This window comes from Vibrio echinoideorum (assembly GCF_024347455.1).
Classification (GTDB): Bacteria; Pseudomonadota; Gammaproteobacteria; order Enterobacterales; family Vibrionaceae; genus Vibrio; species Vibrio echinoideorum.
Map to the genome: position 1 here is coordinate 2,186,112 of NZ_AP025483.1, position 20,636 is coordinate 2,206,747.

The 20,636-nt window shown below is 42.5% G+C and carries 20 protein-coding genes and 1 pseudogene; 8 read left to right on the top strand and 13 right to left on the bottom strand.

The annotated features are described in order from the left end of the window. Positions 1–85 precede the first annotated feature (85 nt). A complete protein-coding gene (locus OCV36_RS09885) occupies positions 86–1,435 on the top strand; it encodes an ATP-binding protein (protein ID WP_135455071.1) in 1,350 nt (449 codons plus the stop codon). A gap of 107 nt (positions 1,436–1,542) precedes the next feature. Here the strand turns inward: OCV36_RS09885 and OCV36_RS09890 are convergent, their stop codons facing one another. The 3 genes from OCV36_RS09890 to OCV36_RS09900 all read right to left on the bottom strand — a co-directional run bounded on the left by OCV36_RS09890 (position 1,543) and on the right by OCV36_RS09900 (position 4,299). Continuing rightward, positions 1,543–1,923 (bottom strand): VOC family protein, encoded by a 381-nt coding sequence (locus OCV36_RS09890; protein WP_102552780.1) that lies wholly within the window; start codon positions 1,921–1,923, stop codon positions 1,543–1,545. A gap of 325 nt (positions 1,924–2,248) precedes the next feature. Beyond that, entirely contained in the window at positions 2,249–3,556 is a 1,308-nt protein-coding gene (locus OCV36_RS09895; RefSeq protein ID WP_135455074.1) for an LssY C-terminal domain-containing protein, read from the bottom strand. A 14-nt stretch (positions 3,557–3,570) separates the two neighbouring features. Then, the gene (locus tag OCV36_RS09900) at positions 3,571–4,299 is read right to left on the bottom strand and encodes a glycosyltransferase family 2 protein (protein ID WP_135455076.1); all 729 of its coding nucleotides are present in this window, start codon (positions 4,297–4,299) and stop codon (positions 3,571–3,573) included. A 368-nt stretch (positions 4,300–4,667) separates the two neighbouring features. Between OCV36_RS09900 and rplY the strand changes: the two genes are divergently transcribed. After that, positions 4,668–4,946, top strand: coding sequence for a 50S ribosomal protein L25 (gene rplY / locus OCV36_RS09905; RefSeq protein WP_004734628.1), 279 nt, complete (start codon positions 4,668–4,670; stop codon positions 4,944–4,946). Positions 4,947–5,101: 155 nt separating this feature from the next. On the opposite strand, the gene OCV36_RS09910 is transcribed toward rplY, so the two are convergent. From OCV36_RS09910 to OCV36_RS09925, 4 genes are all read right to left on the bottom strand, one after another. Further along, on the bottom strand, positions 5,102–5,500 hold the full coding sequence (locus tag OCV36_RS09910; protein ID WP_135455077.1) for an NUDIX hydrolase: 399 nt from the start codon (positions 5,498–5,500) through the stop codon (positions 5,102–5,104). A gap of 30 nt (positions 5,501–5,530) precedes the next feature. After that, on the bottom strand, positions 5,531–6,040 hold the full coding sequence (locus OCV36_RS09915) for an RDD family protein (protein ID WP_135455079.1): 510 nt from the start codon (positions 6,038–6,040) through the stop codon (positions 5,531–5,533). 144 nt (positions 6,041–6,184) lie between these two features. Beyond that, on the bottom strand, positions 6,185–6,946 hold the full coding sequence (locus OCV36_RS09920) for a nucleotidyltransferase domain-containing protein (RefSeq protein ID WP_135455081.1): 762 nt from the start codon (positions 6,944–6,946) through the stop codon (positions 6,185–6,187). A gap of 152 nt (positions 6,947–7,098) precedes the next feature. Next, a complete protein-coding gene (locus OCV36_RS09925; protein WP_135455083.1) occupies positions 7,099–7,761 on the bottom strand; it encodes a DNA alkylation repair protein in 663 nt (220 codons plus the stop codon). Positions 7,762–7,965: 204 nt separating this feature from the next. On the opposite strand from OCV36_RS09925, the gene OCV36_RS09930 reads away from it, so the two are divergent. The 3 genes from OCV36_RS09930 to OCV36_RS09940 all read left to right on the top strand — a co-directional run bounded on the left by OCV36_RS09930 (position 7,966) and on the right by OCV36_RS09940 (position 11,023). After that, positions 7,966–8,487, top strand: coding sequence for a type II secretion system protein (locus OCV36_RS09930; protein WP_135455085.1), 522 nt, complete (start codon positions 7,966–7,968; stop codon positions 8,485–8,487). 387 nt (positions 8,488–8,874) lie between these two features. Beyond that, on the top strand, positions 8,875–9,825 hold the full coding sequence (locus tag OCV36_RS09935) for an MBL fold metallo-hydrolase (RefSeq protein WP_135456504.1): 951 nt from the start codon (positions 8,875–8,877) through the stop codon (positions 9,823–9,825). A gap of 34 nt (positions 9,826–9,859) precedes the next feature. Then, positions 9,860–11,023, top strand: coding sequence for an Lcl C-terminal domain-containing protein (locus tag OCV36_RS09940; protein WP_135456506.1), 1,164 nt, complete (start codon positions 9,860–9,862; stop codon positions 11,021–11,023). Positions 11,024–11,214: 191 nt separating this feature from the next. Here the strand turns inward: OCV36_RS09940 and OCV36_RS09945 are convergent, their stop codons facing one another. The 4 genes and pseudogenes from OCV36_RS09945 to OCV36_RS09960 all read right to left on the bottom strand — a co-directional run bounded on the left by OCV36_RS09945 (position 11,215) and on the right by OCV36_RS09960 (position 13,600). Beyond that, entirely contained in the window at positions 11,215–11,466 is a 252-nt protein-coding gene (locus OCV36_RS09945) for a TIGR03643 family protein (protein WP_017073411.1), read from the bottom strand. Positions 11,467–11,541: 75 nt separating this feature from the next. Continuing rightward, the gene (locus OCV36_RS09950) at positions 11,542–12,075 is read right to left on the bottom strand and encodes a GNAT family N-acetyltransferase (RefSeq protein WP_135456508.1); all 534 of its coding nucleotides are present in this window, start codon (positions 12,073–12,075) and stop codon (positions 11,542–11,544) included. 83 nt (positions 12,076–12,158) lie between these two features. After that, complete coding sequence (locus OCV36_RS09955; protein WP_135456510.1) at positions 12,159–12,971, bottom strand: hypothetical protein; 813 nt, start codon at positions 12,969–12,971, stop codon at positions 12,159–12,161. 204 nt (positions 12,972–13,175) lie between these two features. Next, a pseudogene (locus tag OCV36_RS09960) lies at positions 13,176–13,600 on the bottom strand (hypothetical protein). Positions 13,601–14,084: 484 nt separating this feature from the next. Between OCV36_RS09960 and OCV36_RS09965 the strand changes: the two are divergent. From OCV36_RS09965 to OCV36_RS09975, 3 genes are all read left to right on the top strand, one after another. Further along, a complete protein-coding gene (locus tag OCV36_RS09965; RefSeq protein ID WP_017073407.1) occupies positions 14,085–14,276 on the top strand; it encodes a hypothetical protein in 192 nt (63 codons plus the stop codon). A gap of 268 nt (positions 14,277–14,544) precedes the next feature. Continuing rightward, the gene (locus tag OCV36_RS09970) at positions 14,545–15,285 is read left to right on the top strand and encodes a lipoprotein (protein ID WP_135456512.1); all 741 of its coding nucleotides are present in this window, start codon (positions 14,545–14,547) and stop codon (positions 15,283–15,285) included. Positions 15,286–15,516: 231 nt separating this feature from the next. Next, positions 15,517–15,936, top strand: a complete 420-nt coding sequence (locus OCV36_RS09975) for a BLUF domain-containing protein (protein ID WP_135456514.1) — start codon at positions 15,517–15,519, stop codon at positions 15,934–15,936. Between the two features lie 92 nt (positions 15,937–16,028). Here the strand turns inward: OCV36_RS09975 and OCV36_RS09980 are convergent, their stop codons facing one another. Next, positions 16,029–17,027 (bottom strand): OmpA family protein, encoded by a 999-nt coding sequence (locus tag OCV36_RS09980; protein ID WP_135456516.1) that lies wholly within the window; start codon positions 17,025–17,027, stop codon positions 16,029–16,031. Between the two features lie 73 nt (positions 17,028–17,100). Then, on the bottom strand, positions 17,101–20,616 hold the full coding sequence (locus tag OCV36_RS09985) for a hypothetical protein (RefSeq protein ID WP_135456518.1): 3,516 nt from the start codon (positions 20,614–20,616) through the stop codon (positions 17,101–17,103). Between the last annotated feature and the right edge of the window lie 20 nt (positions 20,617–20,636).

Below are 20,636 nucleotides of genomic sequence, written 5' to 3' on the forward strand. Positions count from 1 at the left end.
CTAAGAGCAATCTCCAATTAGTGGACAGCCTGTGCTGATCATCGTTGTTCTCATATCAAGATGAGCAAAGACAGGCTGGTAACGTATGAATCTAAAAAAAAGAACACTTAAAAACGTCAGTCTAAAAAGCCGCTTGCTCCTCGCCGCGGCTTTTTGGCTAGGTGCGATGATATTAGCGGCAGGCGTCGGAATACCTAAGTTGGTTAACGATTACTTGGTCGATGACGTTAAGCAGCAACTAAGCCTAACCATGGACGAGCTAACCGCCAATATTGAAACCAGTAATGGTGGCAGCCTAGTCATGGCTGAGCGTCTGTCTGACCCTAGGTTTAACCAACCCTACAGTGGTATTTATTGGCGAGCAGCTACCCAAGACCAGATCATTCGTTCTCGTTCTCTATGGGATAAAGATCTCACCATCAAGCGATCACCTATCCACACATCGGTCAAAGGGCCACAAGATGAGAAGCTGATTTACATTGAGCAAGACATCTACTTACCTGAACTAAATGAGCCCGTTACCATCACCATTGGTCTTGATGAAGATCCACTCGAATCGACACTTCATCAACTAACAAGCCAAGTTTGGCTTATTTTGATGTTGTTGTTTGTGGGTGTTCTTCTGCTGATCGGGATTCAAGTCAGTTGGTCACTACTGCCGCTGAGTAAAATGCAGCGTGAATTAGCTATGTTAAGAAAAGGCGAACAACAAGGGTTAAGCGACAATTACCCGAAAGAGGTTTCGCCATTAGTCTCTGACCTTAATGCCCTACTCTTCCATTACCAAGAATTGTTGGAACGAGCTCGTAACCACGCAGGTAACCTTTCTCACGCGTTAAAAACACCGCTATCTGTTCTGAAAAATGAAATAGAGATGCTTCCCGACAACGAGAAAAAACTCCTACAACAACCCATTCATCAGATTCAAAGCCAAATAGACTATCATCTTGGCCGTGCTCGTATGGCTGGCGCAATGAACATCCTTTCGGTGAAGTCATCACCTTGTGAACGTGTCGAAGCTATCGCGATGGCTTTTGATAAAGTCTACGCCGCTAACGACGTCACCATGATCAATGAGCTGGACTCTGAGCTTGAAGTGGCCGTAGAAAAAACCGACCTCGATGAGATGGTCGGAAACCTGCTTGAAAACAGCTACAAATGGGCGAGCAGTATTATTCGGGTACACGCTAACGAGCTTGCAGACGGTAATATTGAATTGGTCATTGAAGATGATGGAAAAGGCATTCCAGAAGAGAAACTCGCGCAAGTCACCAAGCGAGGCGTTCGACTTGACGAGACAACGCCAGGTACAGGTTTAGGGCTCAATATCGTGAACGAAATGGCCCACAGTTACCGAGGTAGTTTAACACTCGGCAAGAGCTCAATGGGTGGCTTGAAGGCATCTCTCATTCTGAAGGTTTCTCAAGCTTCTTAGGCTAAAGCAAACCTCTTAAGTTAAAGAAAGCATCTAAAGAAAAAACAGGAGTTTGCCTATCATGTGCAAACTCCTGCTTTTTTCTCTGAATCACCTAGAGCTCAACATTAACTCATCGAATGCAGCCCTATCGTGTTGCCTTCAGTATCACTGACAACACTAATAAAACCATGTTGACCAATGGCCATTTTCGGCACCTGTAAGACACCACCATTCTCCGCAGCTAAGCTTGCTTCAGTCGCACAGTCCTCGCAAGAGAAGTAAACCATAGTACTGTTGCCACCCGCTTTGACACCAGACATAGAGCACAGCGCCCCTGTTGCGCCGTAACTGTCCATCTCACAAGGAAATACCCACATTTCAATGTCGATTCCAGTTTCATTATCCAACTTTTCAAGCGTCACTTTAAAGACAGCCTCGTAAAAAGCTTTCGCTCTCGCCATATCATCAACATAGATTTCAAACCAACCAATCGGATTCATTTGCATAACGTTGTCCTTAGCTTTCGCCGCTTACTCGCCCTTAATTAGCATAGACAAAGAAAAACGAGTTATCTCTGGAAGTGGCTTAAGAGGGTGTTTACTTGGAGTAAAAGTGAGCGCCGAAAAGTAGCAAAGCCTTGTTCGATTTAAACATCAAACAAGGCTCCTATTCATTGGCTGTTATAGGATGAGCAGACCAGAAAGAAGAGAAAAAAAGATAGGTAAGTAAATAGATAGGTAACGACTTTATTGAAGTCATCTCACTAGAACTATGGATAATGAGCCAAAACCAAAGCGATAGGTTTCGTTCAATCAACTTTGTACCACTCTCCTATATGTCGTTCACCGCCACATTTAAAGCTGGCGATTCAGTGCCATATGTCGTCGCCCCAATCATCAAGATTTGACCATCAGTATAGTAATCGTGATTATCATTCAGAGCTTCCGCATTGGCGAGTGGCAGGTTTACTACTCCAATATTTGGGTAGGTCGACTTTATCTGTTCAGCAAACCTATCCCGTTCTTCATCAACATTAGGGTCAATTTTATGAAGTATGGTGACAATACCTGAGTACGGCGTCACTTTAAGCCCATCATCGTAGCTGATTGCCCCTAACCACTTAAGTTGATTGCTATTACTGTCTAGCCCTGCGTTCCACCAACGTATGTGGCTTCTTTTCATCAGATTCCCAGGCAATTGAAATGCCATATCTTGAGGCTGATTTCGCCAATACAAGTCAGAAACCGGTGGCGTATTCGCCTTTAACAAAGCTAAATAATGTGTCCATTCAATCTCATTTCGAGAAAAAGTTTGATTCTCTATCCAGCCAAGCTGATTCATCAATTCACGGGGGGATTCCCCGACATACACAACATTGATCGCTTGTGCATCGTAAACCGGAGATAAGCCAGGGAACGCTTTATAAGTCACTTCTTCTAAATTAATAGAGACCATTTCAGCTGAAGCTTGTTGAGTTTTAAAATCATCGGCTTTCCAGAAAAAATGCGCGTAATTTGCGTAGCATAACCAAGCGACCAAAAGGGTACTGGTTTTTAGCGTGAGTCTACGCCACTTGAGCTTATATCCGATGGCGACAAAAGCAATAACAACAACTAAGCCAACTACTAGGCTTTGATGCTCAGTAAGAAATATCTTTACCGAACTCAATAATGGAAACTGTTCAACACCATGAGCCAGCAACATACCCCAAGCGATAAATTGCCCACCACCAAGCAACAAACCTATCGATGAAAACAGCGTAAAACTGCTCCACTTAACGCGATGAGAGCCCGCAATAAAAGGGACTACCCAGGCAATAGGCCCAAGAAGGCGTGCAACCACAATAATGTAACTGCCTTTCTTTGCGATTAAGTAACGGCACCGTGCAATTAACCTTCTGGTTTTAGGACGAAATTTTATGAGTTTCTTTTGTGCTGTTGCACCCCATTTAGAACCAATAAAGTAACTCAGCTGATCGCCGATGAAACCACCTAGCATCACTAGCACCAACGCCATCCATGCACCTGAATACAATTGAAAGCCCGCAGCGATAAAAAAGGGCTCTCCCGGTATAAATAGGTTCGGGCCAATGAGTGCATCACCTAACGCACCCAAAAACAACCCTAGTCCATCAAACATAACAACCTCAACGCTTACTGTTCTTTATAATGACCAAACTTATAGTTCATCTCGTTGTTGCGCATTTCGCCCTTAAAGAAACGTCTTACATTAGCTTTAAGGTAAGTTGAACCCGTCTTTACAACACCGTCTTGATCTAACCGACGAGGATCAAAACCGAAGGTCATATTAAGGAATCTGAATCGCCATGTTTTACTCGCACGCTTCACGTAGTCACAGTCTTCACACAGTACGATCTCTTCATCAAAGCCGCCGATTTCATCATGTGCACGCTTGGTCGAAAAAATACACGCGCCAATTGCTGTCGGGAAAAAGAACTGAGTAGCAAATAGCCCTGCGTTAAACAACCCGTAGCCAAACTTGTGCACGAGTGGCAAACCTTTCGAGCTCATGTATACACCTGCAACTTCAAGTTTCTTCTCGTCCAACTCATAAAGTGCTTTCGCAAGGAAGTTTCGAGGTAAGCTCACATCAGCATCCAAGAAAAGGATTCTGTTGTACTGAGCCAAAGAAGCACCCGTATTTCTGCCCAAGCTCACACCACGCGTTTCCATGTGGTGAACAGTTAAGTTTGGCAGTGCGCTTTCATAGGCTTGCGCCACTTCTCTTGTGTTATCTTCACTGTTTGAATCGACAACGATAACTTCAAATTCCTGATGGGTTTGCACGCTCAACTCTTCCATCAAGCGTCCAATGCGTTTCTCTTCGTTTAAAGTAATAACGATAATGCTAACCGGTTCCATATGTTCACCTATTTATTCTGCTGTTTAATTAACACTAAGATTAACTAACTGAGTCTTAACCAAGCCTTAGTTGAACATTCATTTTCCGTTCATTAACTTGATGATTTCTTGGTGGTATAAATAGACGAGAGCAACGATGCAAAGGGTATAGAAAGGGACAAATAAAGGTCAGTGAGTGTTTTATCTACAAACGAACCCATTATCTAAGGAAATTCCCTTTGTGATGGGCTTCTGACTTGCTCAGATTTGAATGTGATGTTAGTATCCGCGCTCGCTTAAGCATGAACTCGTTTATGCATAAGCTTTACCACATACTCAAGGTCGCATTGAGGTGTGAAGTTAATTTTTACTAATTTGAGAGTAAAACTATGAAATTTGAAGCAGTCGTACGTACTGAACTAGGTAAAGGTGCGAGCCGCCGCCTACGTCACACTGGTAAATTCCCAGCAGTAATCTACGGTGGCGAAGCAGCAGCTGTAGCTATCGAACTTGTTCACGCTGAAGTGATCAACCAAATGGATAAGCCTGAATTCTACGAAGCAATCACTCTACTGATTGACGGCGCAGAAGTTAAGGTTAAGCCGCAAGACGTTCAACGTCACGCGTTCAAGCCTAAAGTTGAGCACATGGACTTCATCCGTATCTAATTCCCTACCAAGGAATAAGATTGGATTAATCCAAGCCTTCTGCATAGAAAAGATAATCGATCTTACCAGTCGAGAAATCTAGAAATTCGAAACCCCGATGCTACCAACATCGGGGTTTCACCGTTTTTGAGCCCTCAAAAACGTCGTAAAGCCTCTTAACACCACATACCTAAACCTACTCGCCCTACTTCTTTCAAAGCAATACCATCGGCTGCTATACCAACAGGAGCTGAACCTAGTGAATACCACTTAACATCATCAGCCTCTTGAGCGGTGATATCTCCTTCCCAGTCACTCACGATAAAATAATGAATCAACTGAAGTTCCTTCGTAGGATGGTAAAGCGAACACAAGTATTGGTAATCAATCGGAACAACATTAAGCTCTTCATCGATCTCACGAAATAGTGTCTGAACCTGGTTTTCACCGTGTTCAATATGGCCGCCAGGTATAGTGATTAAGCCGGGATCCGTTTCCTTAGACTCACTACGCTTTTCTAGCAATACTTGTGATTCGTTCAGCAAGATAAAAGAGACACACTCATGTACATCCATCGGGGGTGCCTTAGGCCATAGTTTATATATTTAGACTTTCTTTACGACAACAGAGCCCGCAATGAAGTCGTGAATCGCTCTGCGTTTGTGATTAAACAACATAGAGATGAACTCTAAAAGAACCCAACCTATCATTGCGTAACCAACAAAAATAAAGGCTCGGCCTTGCTCTAAGCTTTCCCAGGTTTGGTCGTAGAACGACAGTTGCGTATAAGTATAGAGATTAAAAGGTATAAGCATGATTGGGACAATATCTCTCATACAAGATTGTTTGAGGGTTAGGTTTCTGCTTTCAGATACATCCACTACTTTGACTCGGGTGACCATCTTGCCGATCGTTTGTCCATATTTAGCGTGCATACCAACGTAGTAAGTAATACCAATGAGTGAGTACGCAGCTCCCCAAGCAAACACTCCACCCGAACTTATCACGCCAGAAAGCACATAATCGTCTATCCACTCCAATGGCAAAAATACAATGGAATCGATCCAGATAGCAAAGAAGCGTCTCCAAAAATTTGAATACTTATTGGCGTACATTTTGTTCCTCAAGCATTTATCGATAATGATGCGGATAAACTACAACACATCAGTTTTTAAAACATTAAGCTGACTATAATTTATAAAACAAATGCGAAGTGGTATGCATATCCCCATCATTCATCCATTGACTAGCCGATTCACTTACTCTCGAGTCAGCTCTTTGCTCAGCCTTTCATACAATTCAAAAGCTTCTGTTTTTGATATCAAATTTCCGAGAGCGTATTGATAAGCTAGCTCAATATCGTCGCTTTGATTTGGGTAGTAGCGCTTGGCGACTGCAGCGCATAGGGTCAAGTTGGTGTACCAACTGCCGTCTTTCTCAGCCACAAAGTAATACGCCGCTCGAACTAGCTTCTTGCCAATCACCTTAACAACATCCGCATCTGTCATTGTTTTGAAACTCAGGGTCATTTGCTTAAGAAAAGTCGATAAATCGCTATTAAGAGCTTGGGCTATTTCATTACTGGGCTTATATCGTGGAAACTTTATAGATAAATCATTCCCCCAAATACAACAGCAACAGTGCTTTAGCCAAAAGTGCCAATGGTATTTTTCTTGAGGCAGCAGAACATCCCTCAGGAAGCCAGGATCGATATCAAGCTTGCTCACTTGAGTATATGCTTTGGGAATGGTGTCGGAAATTCGGTTAAATACTTCCTTTTCTCTCTGACCAACAGGCGTAGCGAGTACGATAGAAACATCCAAATCAGAGCTACCAACAATGGCAGTTCCTCTAGGCACGCTTCCATACAGGTAGATACCATCAACTTGACCTGGGAGCTCTCTTAGCAACGAATCAACGACTGCTGACACCACGTCTTGAAATACTGGCGCTATGTTCTTTGGCGAATAAAGATTTTGGATAAACCCTTCTCTATCGAGCCCTCTAGATTTCTCCTGCATACCGCTTTCCTATTTGAATAGGTCTAATAAATCTCACCGGATTCTGATGACGATATGAGACGGGCCATCTGATCATTCGATAGATAAAGTTGGTTGAGAGCGTTCATATTCTCTCCTGTAGTGTGGTTAAGGCAGCTTTCGAGTACCAGTGGTTAAAGTGACATTAACTCTCGCTTAGTTTTATCATCCAATTTTTCAATCGCGTAACGCAAAGCGACTCGTGGCATTACGATATGCTTGGCCTTTAAATAACGAATAACCAATTCAGGCTCTTTTTGACTGAGCACTTTTAGCATCCAACCATAGCCTTTTTGCACAAGATCATGTTCATCTTTAATCAACAAATCAGCCACTTTAAAGGGGTTCAAACTTGAGTACCTATTCTTATTGATTGGATAAATTAAGACAACAGCTGCTGCTCGTCGCACAGCGAAATTAGAATGGTCGACCCATTTAGTTGTCATCTCGAACAACTCATTGTATTGAGACAATAACTCACCAAACGCATGAGTGCAGAAGTCATCACAATCATTCCAGTCGGTAACGTAGTGGAATAACCAATGTTCAAATATGGAGAACGTTTCTTTTGAATATTGTTTTCTTACTCTAAAAGCCCAGTCGTAAGCAATAACGCCTAACGCCCAATCCATTTCTTCAAGCAATTGAGTACACAAGGACAAAACATTGGAGATGTCTTTGTTTTTGATGGTTTTAAAAACGAGTGCCGATATAGATCGAACCTGCCCTGTTTTAACACTGGCCTCTGGATAACCAACGTCTGAAAGATGAAGCTTTACCGTTTCAACGATATTCATTAATTGCAAAACCTTCATAGAACTAAAATTAATATCAAAGTGAGATACACAGCACTTAAGCCATGCGCATTGAATTTATAAAATACAAGTTACCTCAATCACAACATTCATTATTGAGCATTTAAATTACCACTAAAACGAAGATATTCCCTTTGGTAAGAGTAACTTATAATGCATACTGGCGGCCTTTAAAAGAGGTGCTAAATGAAAAAGAACGGTTTTACACTTATTGAGCTTGTTGTCGTTATTGTGATCCTTGGAATACTCGCCGTAACTGCTGCTCCAAGGTTCCTCAACGTAAGTACTGATTCTCATATTGCAGTTGTGAAAGGCACTGGCGCTTCTTTTAAAACAGGTGTCGATCTTGCCTATTCAAAAAATTTAATCTCAAACGGTGGTGGTGCTTCCACGAACGTCCCTATCTATGATAACTCCGCGACCGGCCAGCTTGACTTCAATGAATGGGGATATCCAGCCCAACAATGGCACTTACCCGAAGAATCTCCAAGATTAGATAACGCTGAAGACTGCATTTCGGTATGGGGCGCACTGCTCCTCGATCCACCTAGTGTTTCGAGCTTCAATTCACCAGAAGCAACCGACTACATAGCAGAGTATATACAGACGGATCAGTGTATCTATCATTATCGAGTCGTACCGGGAGTATCCATTGACTACAACTCAATGGATGGTGACGTCACTGTAGACGATGAACCGGATAACTAAGCCCTAAATGACAGTATGTTAAAAGGTTAAATTTCGGATGCGCGCTCAAGGGAAATTAGGATGCCTAATCTTTTAAAGCCCTAACAGCTAGTAACAGTACTTCTGATTAACTTTCAGCACTGCACCATTAAACAGTGCGAGATTCTCAATATCACTTATATCGTCTGTAACCATACATTGATATGACGTTAGGTTTCATTTCCCCCCCCCCCCCCCCAAAAAAATCATAACTCAAAACCTAGAAAATATACTCATCATTGTTTATTAAAAATAATGGCTTCTGTAAAGGCGAGTAAGTGATACGTAATGTTCAGTAAAGAGTGTGTTATTTCCTTATAGCAAACCCTAAAGTGTAATGAGTTTACTAACCCAAAATTAGAGGCTCTCATGGATGAACTGAAGCGAAATATAATTCTCGTTGCCGCATATGGCTTAGCCAATATAGCGTATGCGCAATCTCCCCAAATGAATACCACAATTATAGGTTCAGGCTCTCCGGATTATAATCCGGAACGAGTTAGTGTTGGTGTGTTGATCACTCAAGGGGATACTCAAATCTTGATTGATATGGGGGACGGCGTTAAACGTAATTTAGAAAAACAGGGTACCGACGGACGTAAGATGGACGCTATTCTTTTCACTCACCATCATTTGGATCACAACGCCGACTTTTCTTCTGTATTCACGACCGCATTACTTGGTCGTGGTGACTTTCTTGTTGCCGGCCCTAAACAAACAAAAGAATTTGTTAGCAATAACATTAGCTTATATGAACAAGACTTGGATTACCGCCTTGGTAAGACTCAACGTTCCCTAGACGAAAGAATGAATCACCTCACTGTCCGTGAGCTAAAAAGCGGTGACAGTTTTAATATTGATGAGATAAAAGTATCGACCCTTTCCGTGCCACATACCATCGAATCAATCGCATATCGATTTGATTATCGCGATCAATCTGTTGTGGTAACAGGAGACCTGAGTTCAGGCCCAGGAATGGTGGAGTTTGCCAAAGGAGCCAACTGTTTGATCATCGATTCAGGTGGCATGGTCATGAATAACAGTAGGAAAAAACAACGTGATAAAACAATAAAATCGGAAGGGAAGAACAAAACTAAAGATAAAACGGGCAAGAAAAAACATGCTCATTTAAATATAAAAGAATCCAGTCAAATAGCAGCAGATGCCCATATTAATAAACTTGTTTATACCCATTTTGTACGTGGTGAAATTGATAAACCTGCGAGCATGGGAATTATCGAGAAGCAATATAAGGGCGAAGTGATCTTCGGATCTGACCTTATGTCGTTAGATTGCGGAAACACAAAGGCTAAGCAATAAACACCACCACAATTCCCCACTTATAAGGATATTTATGTTCACTTTAATCCAAAAAGTTCTTATCACGGCAGCTTGCTGTACAGCGACTGCTCCTTTTGCCCAAACAGCGCCAACAACAACAACAACGTCAAATGATCGAGCAAGTTACCCTGTCGTTTCGATAGACAGCACTCAGTATAAGAATAACAACGACAACACTGTCACCGATAAGATTACAGGCTTAATGTGGCAGAAAGACTATAAAGTGTTGAGCTTTAAAGAAGCCATTGAATATGCAGAATCGGCGAATGTTGGTGGTTATAACGATTGGCGAGTCCCCAATATTAAGGAATTGTATTCACTAATATTGTTTACAGGCATCGATGCAAGTAATCGAGATATGTATAAGGTTCCTGATGGCGCAAAGCCTTTCATTGATATCGATTCCTTTGATTTTGCTTACGGTACGAATGGAAAGCGAGTAATTGATTCACAGTACATAACCACATCTGTTTATACCGGTAAAGTTATGGGCAAAGACAAAGCGGTCTTTGGCGTTAACTTTGCAGATGGACGAATCAAAGGGTATCCACTTGTTCACCCGCGCACCAAGCAAGATAACAAGTTTACGGTGCGTTTAGTTCGTGGAAATACCGATTACGGCAAAAACAACTTTCAAGAGAACAACGACCAAACAGTCACTGATTTTGCAACACAACTCATGTGGGCAAAGCAAGACAGTAAAAAAGCTATGGATTGGTCAGAGGCTAAAGAGTGGATAGGCCAACTCAACACTGAGGAATACTTGGGTCATAGCGATTGGCGTTTACCTAATATTAAGGAACTTCAAACGATTGTCGATTATACCCGCTCGCCTCAAGCAACAGATTCTGCTGCGATTAGCCCTGTATTTTCTATATCCTCAATCAAAGATGAGCAGGGAGACCTGAACTATCCTGCATTTTGGAGTAGCACCACCCATCTCCGTGTTGGACCGAAGTCTCAATCACAAGCGGCCTACTTCTGTTTCGGCGAATGCTTAGGATATATGAAGAGACCAAACTCAAAGGCTCGCACCCTACTTGATGTACATGGCGCAGGCGCTCAACGAGCCGAGCCTAAAACAGGCAATGCGAAAGATTATCCGAATGGGCACGGGCCTCAAGGTGATGTCATTCGTATTGAAAACTACGTTCGTGCTGTTCGTGATTTATCTTAGTTAGAGCTAAGGAAATACAACTCGGGAGAAGTGACTTGTTCAATTTTCTTTGAAAAATATTAAACAAAAATGGTGACGTGCACAGCAAGGCGGATCTATACCAAAGTTCGGTCACTTAATGGGTGGTGATATCATCACCTATTAAGTGGATCAGGACACAGTGAAAGCAATCCCAAGATCTGCCCACGCAATTAACGCTGCTTATACTGAGTCGGGCAATAGCCTCTCGAAACATCCGAGCTACGAAGCTTTAAATGCTTTGTTGATCGCCCAGAAACACGTGAACGCCATAACTTGAAGCTTCCCAGCTTTAATCTGCCACGCATAAAGCGAATCACCTCAGATTCATTCAAACCAAATTGCAGTTCTATGGCTTCAAATGGCGTTCTGTCTTCCCACGCCATTTCAATAATTCTTGATTCACTCTCTTTCGATAACTTCATTGCACACCCATCCTAGATAAACTGGATAGAAATACGCTCGTTCTCAATTTTTAGATCAAAGAGTTATCTGTTATCTCAAATAATAAGTGAATTGCTTTCCAACCACTCACAACGCAACAGGCCATACTTAACGGAATCATAATACTCGTCTTGGTAAAATCGTACTTTTCTCAGTCTCGCTTCTTGTTGAAAACCCAACTTCAACGCCAGTGACATCATCCGCGGATTACCCGACCAAGTGGTCAATCCTACACGCTCTATCTGCTTGTTTTCGAATAGGTGAGAAACCCAAAGCGGAAGAGCCAGCGCAGCAATACCTTTACCCCAATATTTAGAATCATAAATAACAACACCGGCTTCTAGCCAACGAGTTTCCTCACATTCCCAGTAACTACTCACACTTCCAACAGGCACACCGTCTACAACCACCAACTGTAAGTCGGATCCATTGAGTAACCGTTGAAACGAGCAACTTCCAAACTCTTCTAGTGATGGAGGTGAGTATGGAAAATAAGGGCCGTTAAACTTCGTCCACTCATCGTTTGAGACAACCAGAGCATAAATAATTGCCAATTCGTTTGGCATGGCGGGCCTAATACTTACTTGCATTTTATCTCCTTGGTATGGCGCTCGAATTCAGATTAATAATGATGTAACCAAATCGGATGACTACCAATCTAGCAACGAGGAAATCATGGCGTTAAATAAACTTGTGCGAATTCTCTAAGCACTTTCGCATTGTTGTGGTGTTTGCTATCACCGCACTTTATGCCATCCACTCTGATATCCGGACTGGAATAAGCAGGTATAACATCTCGCTCATAAGACATCACTGTTCCTCTATCAGCACAAATTGCGCCAAAGGAATATTGAGGAGCTGTTGGATACGTTCCAGAAATGTAACTTTCGATGCTATCAGAGTCTTTCAATAACGTTTTGTAGTCGTGATTAGCACCACTCAAATGGCCAATTTCATGCTCCATCAAGTAATCAGGACAGTTTATCGCTAAAGAAAAAAAGTAGGATGCTGAAGATGAAATACCACAATAATCAGACTTAAAACTAGAATTATAGTTAGAAAATACCATCCCTGTAAAAATGGGAACACCTTCTTCTGTAGTTTCAGGAATCGGTTCTTCCATCGATAACTTTAATAACCTCTCTGCTGCGCTCAAATCTTGAAACCAGAGGCTATCGATTACAGGCGTATAAGTCACTTTGGTGACTTTTCTCGTCATAGGAATGCAGGAGTTCTTCAACACCAGATTCGAATAGCTTTCCCATGTCGCTATTTTAGAGTCTACAAATGCTTTGGAATATTCGGCTAACACCGATTCATCAACATAAAGGTGGATCTCTGTATTCAAAACCTCGCTCTGTGCACAAGTAGGAAACTCGATGCTTTGAGCATTGGTCAATCGGCTAAAGCTCAACATTATAATCAAAACATAACCAACTAACAGGCTGAGCCTTTTGAAGAAACTCTTATTTACTTGTGTATTCACCGCCACCCTCTCCCTAAGTTCTAAAGTTCTAAAGACCATTATAAATGCCGTGACTTAAGATTCATAAAGGTCACCCTTGCCAACATCGTCAGTGACGTATAAAAGTAACCGGCTCTATCTATGTTTTTCAGAAAATAAAAAGCTCGCCAACGAGTGACGAGCCTTGTTTATTATTGAACCTAACTTATTACGACACCCCGCTTACTAAGAAACTTGGTCTCGTAACGTCAATTCGACGTTTTTCATGGTTTTGAACTCATCTAAAGTACAACCACGAGCTACAGACACCCAATGATCACCCGTTTCGTCTACCCCTTTAAATTCTGCACGCAACTCGTATTTTCGCCATGATACAAAAGCCAAAATGAAAGTCAGCGCAAGCATAGGCAGGCCAAACTGAGGAACAAACGCCCAAGTCGCAGCGGAGAGTACCAAAGCCAATGAAACGATATTGATAGCGTTTTCTTGAAGCCCAATTGACGAATTTCTAACTGTTTAATTTTACGCAAGCTATAAACATCTTTCTTAACTCGTAGTTCATTAGAACTGACAAGGAAGTCCGTTGCCTTATATGGTTTACGAAATCGCATTAAATTCGCTAACCTGTTGCGTGTTTGGTTCTTATTCATCGCCTTTTCTCCATGTTATTTAAAGGTTAGTAAAAACTAATATAATCATGAAGTTATTAATGAACGGTGAACTTATAAATCAAGCCTATGTTAAAATCAAGTTTCTAGGGTTAATAACATTTATCATTATTAGGGAGAGCCTTCAGTATTAATGCCTCTCACTTCAATACTTACCCGAGTCTCCGATAGCAACCAGTCCAATAAACAACCAAAGTTAGCCTACAAAACCTGCGACTTTGTAAGTATGTGTTTCGCGAAGAAGTGCATTGATTATTCAAGTTCACAAATCCCCTTGAAGCCACATCACAAAATGTTTGAGGTTTGATAAACAAACTCGAGAGCAACACGCCTTTCTATCACCATTATGTATCCATAAATAATGACCGAGGAACACATTAGCCATGACTATCGATTAAGCAATTGATCTCATAATCTGGAGTCTGTATCTTTAAGGTATGCACACGGTCACTTATGGGAAATAACAATGGACAAGCTACTAACAAACGCAATGGAACAAAAACAACGCACAATTGTGACGAGTTTATTCGCAAGAAACGGATTCAAAATAGCGACAACTGATTTTGATGATGTGACTTTTAAACGTGAAGATGTACTCGTTAATGTTCACTTCGACTTATCTTCAAATGTTGAGTCAATCTCGGTAGTAAAAAACTAGATATTAGATTCAGTTACTTAAATGGTGAGCTATAACAATATGACTCACCGTTTACTTATTAAATCGAGCAGTAAATACTCCGCGATTGACCTCCTCCTCTAATGATAAGCAATACTTATTATTGATATTCGAACCACTAGTTAGTCAGTTACCCACATCACAAATACTATGCCTCTATAAACGGAAAGTTATCGATAAGCCATCATTGAAAAATAAAGCTTGTCACATAGTTAGGATACTTTTTTCTAAAGTAGAGAGTAAATTCAGAATGAAAAAATCAGCCTTATTTGTCGCCTTAATCGCAGTATTGCTTACCGGATGCAACAGTTCAGATAGTTCAGATTCGACCGGTGGTACAGCGCCTCATAATCCGGGCACCCCAATATTGCCACCTGGGGACGGTGATGGTTCAACAGGTGATCAAACAGACCCTGATGAGGATACTGACTTCAATCCTTCAAAAGATCCTTTAATCATTGAAGCAGCCCAACGTTGGGGCACAACTTATGACGAAATGTATAATGCATGTCAACTTTGGACCTGCAACCTTGCAGAGGTACAAGAAAGAATCACATTTACTATAGAGCGTGAAACGCAATTATTAGAAGGCTCAGCTAAAGTGACCTTCACACTTTCTCATAACAACGCTGATTTGTGGCCTACTTACGTATTTTACAGTGATTTAATTGGAAGTACCGATATCGAAGTTGAGCACACCTCATCAACTTTTAGTTATGTAAGCGACGATAAAATAGTAAGTGAAGGCTCTACATTACTAGGTTGGAAAACTGGGTTCGGTAGCTGGGCTACTCAAAATCCACGAGATTGTGTAGACGCATACTGTGCCCAACTCAAGACATCTTGGTTAGAAACAGGCACCTACTCTAATGCCATGGCTGTATACCGGAAAAATGGAGAAGTTATCAATACTCAACGAGGCTACCTTAGCCAAGATGAGTTACGAGCACTCTATCCTGTATTTAGCCCAACATTTCCTGACCAATATTAATGTACGTATTCCTATTGCAATAAAAGCAGCGTAAACGTCATTATAAGTGAACAAGGAGCATTGCTAAGAGGCATCTTGTTCACTAAATACCGCAATAACGTATCAAACAAATTCGAATATCGTCTGACTAATCAATCATCAGAACGCTCAATATTTTGGGTTAGATTAGCAATTCCATCAACTTGGCTTATATTTGTAAGTAACCTTTAAACAAAAAGTGAAGTGGTGTTTATGTTCCTAACTCGGTTGATTTATGTCAGCACGCTTTGTGAAAGTTGCGATTCTAAAGCTTTGGACGATATTTTGGATATTTCCCGTGACCACAATAAGCAAAGCCATCTAACGGGGCTCCTGAGCCATAATCAAAAGTACTTTCTTCAGTGTATTGAAGGTTCAAGAGATGCGGTCAATAATACCTATAATCACATTCTCAATGACCCACGCCACAGCAACGTGACGATTCTTTATTACAAAGAAATTGATAGCCGACAGTTTGGTGATTGGTCAATGGGTGGCATTCCACAATCTAGTTTGACCGCATTATTGAATTTACAGTTTTCATCCTCTGATCAATTTAATCCATATGAAATGTCTGGGGAAAGTGCGTATCAAATGTTGTTAGAACTGAAACAGAATCTGCCTTCTGAGTAATAACTATACTAATACAAGTTCATAAATCAAAAATCCACAGAGCAAAAAGCCCCAATGTATGGGGCTTTTGTATATCTAATTCTAACACCAATCTATTGGCTATTAGTTTGTGGCTCCTGATTGCTCTCGATGCTCATCACTTCCTGTTCGCTGTCAGAAATGGCCTGTTGCTGACTACCAGAAAGCATTTGCTGCTCCGCAGTAATACCTGACTCTTTAAATACGATAAATGCACGACGGTTTAACGCATCGGCTTGCTCTGTTCGCTCATTAATCGCTGGCTGTAACTTACCAAACGACTTCACTTCCCAAATGAACTGCTTAGGGTCGAGTTTGGTTTTGAGGTATTCAACCACCGTTTCGGCGCGGCGCTCGGCCAACTTCTCATTATAAGAGAGCGAACCCGCTTGGTCGGTATGCCCTGCTACCATGATACTGCCTTGCAAGCCACTCAACTGAGCCGTGAAATCATCCAACTGAGTTAAGTCTCCTGGCTTAAGCACTGATTTATCAAAATCAAAGTGCGGCGTCATTGCCATGTACACCTTACGCTCTGGTTTTGGTGGTTCACAGAAAGGCATCTCTTCGTACTTTTGAGCCTCTTCAAATACGATAAATGCACGGCGGTTTTCCGCTCGGTCTTTATCAGTTTTACCAAACAACAGAGGTTGAGTCTCACCAAGGTGTTTCACTTCCCAATCGTAATTCGTTGGATCGAGGTGCGCTGTCAAATAGTCTGCGACGGATTTAGCGCGACGCTGTGAAAGACGTTGGTTATATTCCAATGAGCCTTTGTAGTCGGTGTGACCAACAATTGTGATACGCCCTTTTAGACCTCTGATCTCTTCTACAAAGGCATCTAAGTTGATCGCATCTAAGTCGCGTATTTTGTATTTATCAAACGCAAAATGCTCTGCGATAGCAACATGCACCTCACGTTCAGGAGCCAAACATTCACTGATTAAAAACTTAGACACATCTAAGCCAGTAAACTTGTCTCGGTTTTCCTGGCTCACGTAGGTGTCTGTTGCACAGCCAACAAGCAGCAAAGCGCTCATTACACCGCTGATTAGGCCAATTGTTATTTTCATCTTACTTTTCGTTCTCAACTTACTTTTCGTTTTCAATTTTTAAGTCTCTACTTTCACCCTCTTGGGGGCTGGCTTAAATCTTACCGACCAAGTTAATGAACACGCCTGAAGCATCGTAATCGTCATCGTTGGTTAAATCGCTATCAAACGCAGAGAAGTTATAACCAATGCCTATCTTTAGGTTCTCGCCAATGTGCTTGTTCACCGAAACTAACGCTCCGTGTTCTAACTCATCATTGAGTGTGTCTGTTTTCCAGTGATACTCACCCGTGACGTCCCACTCCTTCATCACACGATAAGAGGCGCTAAGTCCGTACAAGTCGATGTCACTTTTAACCATCTCATTCGCACCAGATGCTCGCTCGAAGGCTTGTTCTTTATCTTTATGTGCGTATTTAGTACCGACATCCCAGTGTTGGTCGATCGAATAGATCGCTTCTACTTCAATGATCTGACTGGTTTCGTCTTGATAATCCACATCGCGATCCAATTGATCGAAATCTGCAATGTAGGTGTAGCGACTCAGTAGGTTCAATCGATCGTTGTAGATCGGACGATACGCTAGTCCACCCGTTGCTTCGGTAAATTGCGCCATGGTTTCGCCCGTTGTTTCGCTTTCGGTGATGGAGTAGTTGTACTTGCCAAACAATGTGTACTCTTCCGTTAAGTGATGCGTATAACGGTTGGTCGTCACGATTTGTTGAAGCTCACGCTGAGCGATGTCTGGATCGTCTTCACTCTTATCCACTCGATATTCAAATTTGTGGCTTAAGGTGATGTCATCCAGATCAATCGATGCATTGAAGCTGATGGATTCACGCTCTGTGGTGATGTTCTCGTCATCTTCAATTTCACCAAGCTGATAACCAATCCCCATCTCGACATCTTCCGTCACATCGTAACCAAAGCCATACGAGTCGATACGACCGTGACCATCATTTTCATCAACAAACTGGTTCTCTTGGTAGAAATCGACACTGCTGGTGAGGTCCGCACGCTGACCGACAATCACGTTGTTTTCACCTTCGTAGTTATCATCAACGTAGGTCACGTATGTAGAGTGGTCATCAGACACATCGTAAGTCACGGTCGCTTCAGCAACTTGGCCACGGTCGCCGTCGGTGTATTCACCACCCAACGACAAGTCTTCCAATACTTGGAACTCCGCACCAATCGATGCGCTATCGTTCTCGTCGTAGTCATCCGATTGAGAGACTGTGGTTTGGCCTTTAATGTAGACGCTATTGTCGCTGTCCCACATGTATTCCAAACGCACACCCGCCAAGGTCGCATCGCTGTGCTCGTCGTTTTGGTTAAGCTCTTCAGTTTGTTGCCCTGCCGCCGAAACTTTGATGTGCTCGGTGATTTTAACTTGAGTCTCGACCTCAATGGTTTCAGTATCCGCTTCTAAATTGCCGTCGACATCACGCTCTTCATTGGTAGAGAAACGAGATAGAACCGCCAAGCGATCGGTCGCTTGCAAACGAAGTTCTGCACCGTAGGCTTCTTGTTCTAGGTCATCGCTACTGCTTGCGTAACTGTATCCTGCATCTTTGTCTCGATACCAAAGTTTCAGGTCATTACCTACGGCACCAAAGATAGTTGGGGCAAGATCGTAAAGGCTCGTCACAGCAGTAATTTGAATGCTGTCACCTTCACGATCTTCTAATGTGTCGCCAATTGGCGTAAAGGTTAAACCACCATCAACAGAAACAAAGTTCGACTCTGTTTGAGTACCTTCACTGTGTGCAAATTCAGCCTTAATGTAAGTGCCTTCTGTTGCACGTAACGTTAAGTCGGTGCCGTAAGACTCGTAGTCTTGGTTGTCCTTTTCTTGAGTCGCATACGTCACACCAACACCAACGTAGTCGTTGATCCAACCTTTGGCACGACCACCGTAAGACATCGCATCTAACGAGTCAGAACCTTGTGGGACGTACTCATAGTCGACAACCAGAAAGTTTTCGTAGTCGTCGCCGTTTTCAATCACGCTGCCAAAGCTGTCGGATAGGATGTTGTCGAGTGGCTTGGTCAAAATAATGCGACCTTGGTACGGGTCAAAGTCATAGTCGACGCCCGGCTCAAGTGGGATTTCATTTTGTACTAGGCCATATTCATCTTTTACTTTTACGTAAACCTTGTCGCTTCCCGGTACCGCTTCGCCGTGGCGAAGGAAATACAGAGAACCGCCCGTACCTAAGAACTCATCATGCGCATACAAGGAGTCAGCTTCTGCCGTAAATCCGACCACGTTCAAGCGGTCTTCACCGTATTGGGTGGTATCGCGAGTGCGGTAATCAGCTTTGAAACCATATAAGCTACGGTTGTAGTCGTTGTTCTCAGTACCGGTTAAACCTGTGTTGTAGTTACCCCACAAGTATTGCGATTTATCGTATTCCACATTGAGGTAAACCTTACCCTTAGTGTTGACCACTTTTTCGATGTTCGAGCTGTCACCATAGTTACCGTAATACAGCTCATCGTCGTCTTCGAGGATATCGAATACATCCGAATCGTCTGATGCGAACGGATGTTTGAACATGTCTTTGATCTCACTTTCTCGAGTATCGAAGTGAGTGGTCACGCGAAGTTTGTCGCCAAATTTACCCTGACCAAAGTACGCTAAACGACCTTGGTTATAGATGTTATCTTGGTACTGGTCATCGACACTTAATGCATCGCTATTACCAGACACATTGTTCTTACCAACATAAAGATCAGCCAAGCCGGTTTGTGCGTAGTACGTATCTGGAATACGAACGTACAGCTTGTAACGACGTTCATCACCGTTATCAAACACAACCTTGGTTGGAAAAATGTAAGAGTCTGTTGGTAGATACTGTTCTGCGTATAAGTTGCCATCTTCGACGTCAAATTCGTCTTCACCGATGATGACTTTATCAACGCCTTTTAAGCCGGTACCAATGAACTTGGCTAAGCCTGCATTGGTCGGGATGTTGTGACGCATCAACTTAGCTTGGCCGTAGCTTTTGTCTTTGCTCTCTTCATCGTCGTTATCGTTGCGATCGATATCGACTTCAGAATCAGGCTTTACTAGGTCCGTCACACCAACGGTAGTCACATCCATGTTGCCATCTTTGTCCCACGCTTTTAGGCGGAACATCAGCTGCTCACCAACCGCAAACTGGTAGTCGACATCAGTTTGACCATCCCAGTTGATGTCAGAATCGTTTGCCAGTTTATCGCCATCAAGCACAGCGATTGGCTCAGACAAGCCAAAGTCACCCACACGGTACACTTCCAATTGGTACTTTTTGATGTAGTAACCATAGTTGGTGGTGATGGTGAAACCGATGCTGTCACGCAGTGTGCCTTGTTCGACTTCTAATTCATCACTGACACTGACATCTAATACTGGGTCAAAGCGAGTGATGTCACGGCTTGCCCAAATAGCGCCTTGCTCTAGGTAAATACGTGAGCTGTCTTGGTCTTGATTCGGTTTGGTGATTTCAATGCCAGTCGTCTCAGAACCGAGTTTTTCAAGCTTACCTGTGTCTTTCGCTACCGCCATCACTGGGATGGCAGTCAACACACACGTCGCTAAACGAGACTTACTAAATACTTTCATACAATTTCCAGATACGGTTC